Here is a 6198-nt window from a genome sequence, read left to right as displayed (position 1 = left end):
TCCTACAAGGAATTCTCCCCAAGGAATCATAATGTTGATAAGTTCTACGTTTGGAACGGCAAAGCCTTCAACGAAAGCAGTGTATGTTGGATAAAGTGCAGTGCCTGTTGCTTTATCTAGTACAGGGTTTGCTACAACATTCCCAAGGAAGCCACCTGCATCAAATCCACCTGTGATTTTGCCCCATCCAGCTGTCATCCAAGTCCAACCAAGGTATACACGTAAAACTGTTAAAATAGCTGCTGCCCATCGGTTTTCTCTAATAAATGTGTTGATCATCTTGAACCCTCTCCTTAATCCTCTTTTTTATTTGTTTTATCTCTATGTCTATACTATAAATCCATGTGAACAATTTCACAATATAAATGTGAAGTATTTCACAATTTGTTCAATGATTTGTGAATGAATTGTGACGAGATAGAAAAGGAGAGAATCAATCTAAATTGGCCCAACCTAGGAAAAGCAAAAAGAACACTCGAGTGAGTGCCTTTTGTTTAAAATAAACATTCATTTATTAGTTCCTTATTTGCCAATTCGTTAATCCATTTCTCTGGGATATTTTCATAACCATAGATAATTCCAGCTAAACCTCCTGCTACTGCAGCAACAGTATCCGTGTCATTTCCAAGGTTCACAGCTTTTAATACGCAGGTAGAGTAGCTATTCGTTGTTGCTACGCACCAAAGTGCAGCCTCTAATGTATCCACAACAAAACCGCTTGATTTAATTTCAGTTTCTTGAAGTTCATGAATATAGGAAAGCCTATGGTAAGGTTCCTCTTCTTTATTGCTTTTCACCATTATACCTATGTTCTCCCCATTAATCAGTCCTTTTGCTATCTTCACATAAATAATACAGGCTTTTGTTGACCACTCATGCGCATGTGTTAAATTTGAAACCTTTCTTATTTCTTCCTCAGTACAATCTATAAACGCTAGTGGAAGGATTCTCATCAGTGACCCATTTCCATTAGCGTTTACGTCGTTTACGCCTTGACCAGTAGTTATTGCATATTGTGTCGTTCCCCCGATATCGAATACTTCATTATGTGCTGTAAAATTTCCCTTTTTATACCACAATCTAAAATTCTTCATCATATCTTCTGTTTCTATTTTCCGCTTGTCCTTTATGCTTTTGCATGTTGCCAAAGTCATCGATGTATCATCTGACCATGTTCCTTTTGGCTGGTCCCACGTTCCGTAACCAATCATATCCGTACATTTGAATGTTCCTCTTTGCTTGAATTCGTAAGGAACTCCCAGAGCGTCAGCAACAGCCAATCCATATATAGCATTTTTTAACCGATTACTCATAACTTCACCACCTTACAACACCACTTTTCAAATGATGCTCTGTCTTAATGATATTTTGCTTAAACTGTCAGGGATAATACTTAACCCGGCATTTCCTATTACCTTAAACATAGGTTAAGGATTGAACTGTCGCTTACTCTTTAATAGGCAAATAAATTTGTACTTCTTCCCCTCCGTCGACAATGGGATGATATGTCTCGACAATTAAAGAATCGAGGTCTCTATGATATCCTTGCGCTTCTCCCCAATTTAACAAATCCAAATGAAGTTCACCTAAATTGTTTATGTTACCTCTAGTAGTTATATAATTTTTTTTAATTTCAATTAACTCCAGTCCTTGTGGTACTTCATTTATTTTTTCACTTACAAGTAATCCCACATAATAATCACCTATCTTGTGTTCCAAGTCCTTTTTAGGCTCGTATAATGCGATTTCTATCTCAGTTGAATGAGGGATTTCATGAGAACGACTTATTAATTTCTTTGCAAGCAAGGGAACGTCAATTCCAAAGTTAACAAACTCCCCACTTCCTTTTAAACCGATAACCATAAATTCTTTCTTTACCATCATATATGACATAATAAACTCTCCCATCCACATAAATTACATAATATACTAAACTATATAATTCGACGCTAAAAGCCTTACTTCCTGTTTTGAAGTAAGGCTTAATACGACCCTTAAATTATTATCTTTAACAACTTTCTACAAACCTAGTAAAAATCCGTTTCGAAACTTCGTCACCATTTACCGCCAAACATTCTGGGTGCCACTGAACCCCTAATACAAAGGGATGCCCTGTACTCTCAATGGCTTCGATAATGCCATCCGAGGCTACCCCGGAAACCTCAAGTGGATATGGAACATGGCGAACTGATTGGTGATGATACGTATTCACCTTAAACTCGGTGTTTTCCGCAATAGATGCTAATAAACTACCTTCCTTCGCCTTCACAAAATGTGAAAGATGGCTCTTTGTTGCCTTCTGAGAATGCTGCAGAAGTTTGGTCTCGTGCTGATCATAAATATCTTGATACATATCCCCGCCTAGTGCGATGTTTAAGATTTGAATTCCACGACAAATTGCAAGGATTGGCTTATTAGAAGTAAGCACTTCTCTAATCAAGGCAGGTTCAACACTATCCCTTCCCGGTGAAATCGTACCAAGGTTTGGATGAGGTTCTTCACCAAATAAAGTTGGGTCAATATCCCCACCCCCTGTTAAAAGTAGTCCGTCTATCTTAGTCGCAATCTGTGAAACATCTTCATTAACCCCAATTGGTAAAATAATAGGAATTCCTCTTGCTTCAATGACTGCTTGAATATAATCATTCGACAGCGTATGTTTAGAATCCAATTCAACATGTGAGGTAACACCAATAATCGGTTTATTCATGTGGATTCCCCCTCATTTCGGAATAATTTCATCCATAAATTCAGCTAATGAATAAAGGACGTTTCCATTACGTCCAACTGTTGTTGTTGACGTTAGCATTGAGTTTAAGATAGCTTCCTCTGTTGCCTCGGCAACTCCTTGAAAAGCCAGGTCGATATCCTCTTCATGAATTGCTTGAATCATAAGCAATTTCTCTTTGTTTTCGTGACTCATTTTGTTTGCTGTTGAAAAACCAATAAAAATGTCTCCACTTCCAGTTCCCATGATTGAACCTGTTCGACTTAGCCCGACTGAAGCCCGCTTAATGATTCGTCTTACTTGACGTGATGTAACTGGCAAATCGGTTGCGATGATAATCATAATTGAACCCTTGTCACCTTCCTCTTCTCGTGCAGGAAGTTTTGCTTTTATCTTGGTACCCACATCCATTCCGTTTAGCCTAAGTTGCTCAATTTTCCCAAAATTTGATACCACTAAAACCCCGATAGTATAGGTGCCATGTGGATATGTAAGGATTCTGGACGATGAGCCAACTCCTCCTTTTAATCCAAAGCATTTCATCCCCCTGCCAGCACCAATACTGCCTTCTTCAAACTGAGTATCCACTGATTCTAATGCTTCTTTAACGTGTTCCTCCGTGATTACCTGCTCCCGAATATTATTTAGGAACATATCATTGCACTCACCAACAACAGGATTTACGGTACCCGTTGTATTGCCAATTTCCTCATTTTGCTCAAGCATATAGTTGATCAGCTGATGTGCAGCTACGCCTACACTTAGTGTGTTCGTGAGCAAAATCGGGGTTTCAATTGTACCAAGCTCATCGATTTGCAATGTACCAATCGTCTTTCCAAACCCATTCATAGCATATGATGCAGCCACGACTTTATTGTTAAAAATATTATTCTCATGGGGGATGATTGCCGTTACCCCGGTTTGAATGTCACCGTTTGAAAGCGTGGAGTGCCCTACTTTGACTCCCTTTACATCTGTTATTATATTTAATGGACCTGGTTGTAAGCTGCCGATTACAATTCCGTAATCACGTAGTCTCTTTTTCATAATTGATATCCCTTTCATACATATGTTTGTTTATAGTATAGACTACTTGCATCTCTTTCTTCTCATTGTCAGGTTCGGCTTTTCCTAATTTTATCCTAATGAGAGCATCTATTTACACTTTGTGGGTGCGACGTTTCCTAATTTTATCCAAATGCGAACCTGTATCTCTCGTTTGCGGGTTTACCGTTTCCTAATTTTATCCAAATACGAACCTGTATCTCTCGTTTGCGGGTTTGCCGTTTCCTAATTTTATCCATGTGCGAACCTGTATCTCTCGTTTGCGGGTTTGCCGTTTCCTAATTTTATCCAAATGCGAACCTGTATCTCTCGTTTACGGGTTTACCGTTTCCTAATTTTATCCATGTGCGAACCTGTATCTCTCGTTTGCGGGTTTACCGTTTCCTAATTTTATCCATGTGCGAACCTGTATCTCTCGTTTGCGGGTTTACCTTCTCCTATTTTTATATAGGCGCTAACCAAATCCTTGCACGCCTCCACTCAACTCTCGCTTCTTCCAAGGGGTACAACTGTGCCCCTCACATCCACCACAAATCCAATTAGTTGAAATCTTCTGCAGAATTCAATTAAAATAAAACTATCGTGCTGACAAATTGGGAGGGGAAAACATGAAAGCGTTTTTACATTATAAAGTTCCGGGTTTAGACGGAACATCCTATTCAGATATTGATGAGATTGAACCAAAACAAGGTGAAGTGAAGGTTAAGTTAAAAAGTTCTGGCCTCAATCACCGTGATTTATTTATTTTACATAGACATAAAGAAACAGATCCACCACTCGTTATTGGTTCAGATGGCGCCGGAATTGTCGAAGCAGTAGGCCCTGGTGTTGAAGGTGTTCAGATTGGCGATGAGGTGATCCTTAATCCTTCTTTAGGCTGGAAGGAAAAAAGCGATGCGCCACCTGAGGGTCATCAGATTCTTGGTTTACCTGACCACGGGACCTTTGCTGAAAAAATTACAATATCTGCAGATAATATCGCACCAAAACCAGCACATTTATCATGGGATGAGGCTGGCGTATTGGCACTTGCTGCGATGACTGCATATCGTGCATTATTTACTCGTGCAGATGTTAAACCGAGTGATACTGTACTTTTGCCTGGTATCGGAAGTGGTGCGGTAACCTTCCTATTACTCTTTGCAAAAGCAATTGGAGCACGTGTGATTGTGACTTCCCGCTCCGAAGCTAAGTTAAAACGCGCGCTCGAACTTGGTGCTGATGTTGCGATTAACAGTAACGGTGACTGGAATGAAGCGTTGAACGGAGAAAAAGCTGATATCGTGGTTGAGACAGTTGGAGCTGCAACTTTCCACAAATCTCTTGGGCAGCTTCGAAAAGGTGGAAAGATGGTCACATTTGGGGCATCTGCAGGTGATAGCGTAGATTTTAATCTTCGAGAATTTTTCTATGGTCAATATACCTTACTTGGCTCAACCATGGCTAGTACAGAAGAATTTAATGAAATGCTTCAATTTGTAAGTGAACATCAAATCAAACCTGTAATTGATAAAGTATTTCCTCTTTCGGAAACAGCGGAAGCAATGCAACGTATTGATGAAGCAGAACAGTTTGGAAAAATTGCAATTAAAATTGAAGACTAACAAGAAAAACTGCACCCGACTTGGAGTGCAGTTTTTTTATCCAAAATAACTCGCCAGTTTTTTCTTCATTTGTTCCTGGTTTTCTGCGAATTGGCGATGACGGTGGCCGTTTCCACCTGAAGTATGCGGAAATCCGTAAAGAATGGCAGTAGGCGCTACATATCCTTTTTCAACAAGGTTTTCGAACACAGCGGTTACATTTACTCCTAAAGGGATGATTAGCGGTTCTTGCATACTCTCGATTTCCTTTGTAAAACTTTCCATAATATGTTTTTTTAACACTTCTGTTTTTAACATCTTCGGTGTTGAACCACTATAGTTTTTTCCCTTATAAAAAACAGGATACCGAATCACCGATGCAGTTTGAACAAGATGAGACGAAGTCGAAAACAACTCACTAGTTGATGCAATGTCTAAATAGGAGTGTAAACCCAATTTATCTAGCATTTGAATAAGATACTTTCTCATCGGCCCTTCAAAGCTAGAGTTTTTCTTTACCTGATGAAGTAGGTCTTCGTCTGATAGGCCTTGATAGGTCGGATCGAGTATCGTCGAGTAGGACCTCTTCATTTGATGGAGGCCCGGTGTAATTCCTACAATCATCACCTTTGCAGCTTCATTCACATATTCAAAAGGCGCATAATAGATTTCAAGATGCTTGTTTTCATCCTTATCTAATAGAAAGGTCTCACTTTTGAGGTCTGTTTCTGTATAATCCATTGGTAAGGATAGAATTTTACTCTTATACGTATCGAACATTGAAGAAGCTACGATTGCCACACGTGTTCCTCCTTAAAGCTA

General features: G+C 39.4%; 6 protein-coding genes and 1 pseudogene. 1 reads left to right on the top strand and 6 read right to left on the bottom strand.

The window, feature by feature from the left end:
* The 5 genes and pseudogenes from CZ490_RS02730 to CZ490_RS02710 all read right to left on the bottom strand — a co-directional run.
* Positions 1–279, bottom strand: a pseudogene (locus CZ490_RS02730) (Crp/Fnr family transcriptional regulator); the annotation flags it as partial.
* A 215-nt stretch (positions 280–494) separates the two neighbouring features.
* Complete coding sequence (locus CZ490_RS02725) at positions 495–1313, bottom strand: ADP-ribosylglycohydrolase family protein (protein ID WP_077617444.1); 819 nt, start codon at positions 1311–1313, stop codon at positions 495–497.
* A gap of 133 nt (positions 1314–1446) precedes the next feature.
* Positions 1447–1893, bottom strand: a complete 447-nt coding sequence (locus tag CZ490_RS02720) for a GyrI-like domain-containing protein (protein WP_077617443.1) — start codon at positions 1891–1893, stop codon at positions 1447–1449.
* Positions 1894–2008: 115 nt separating this feature from the next.
* Complete coding sequence (locus CZ490_RS02715) at positions 2009–2710, bottom strand: gamma-glutamyl-gamma-aminobutyrate hydrolase family protein (protein ID WP_077617442.1); 702 nt, start codon at positions 2708–2710, stop codon at positions 2009–2011.
* Positions 2711–2722: 12 nt separating this feature from the next.
* Entirely contained in the window at positions 2723–3793 is a 1071-nt protein-coding gene (locus CZ490_RS02710) for a DmpA family aminopeptidase (RefSeq protein WP_234987159.1), read from the bottom strand.
* Between the two features lie 608 nt (positions 3794–4401).
* Here CZ490_RS02710 and CZ490_RS02705 point away from each other — a divergent pair.
* Positions 4402–5397 carry a zinc-binding dehydrogenase gene (locus CZ490_RS02705; RefSeq protein WP_077617440.1) on the top strand — a complete coding sequence of 332 codons (996 nt, stop codon included), beginning with the start codon at positions 4402–4404 and terminating at the stop codon, positions 5395–5397.
* Between the two features lie 36 nt (positions 5398–5433).
* Here the strand turns inward: CZ490_RS02705 and CZ490_RS02700 are convergent, their stop codons facing one another.
* Complete coding sequence (locus tag CZ490_RS02700; RefSeq protein WP_077617439.1) at positions 5434–6177, bottom strand: hypothetical protein; 744 nt, start codon at positions 6175–6177, stop codon at positions 5434–5436.
* Positions 6178–6198: the final 21 nt, after the last annotated feature.

Origin of the sequence: Litchfieldia sinesaloumensis, assembly GCF_900156865.1 — a bacterium.
Taxonomy (GTDB): domain Bacteria; phylum Bacillota; class Bacilli; order Bacillales; family Bacillaceae_L; genus Ferdinandcohnia; species Ferdinandcohnia sinesaloumensis.
Note: the sequence above shows the minus strand (reverse complement) of the source record. Positions and strands in the feature narration are given on the sequence as shown.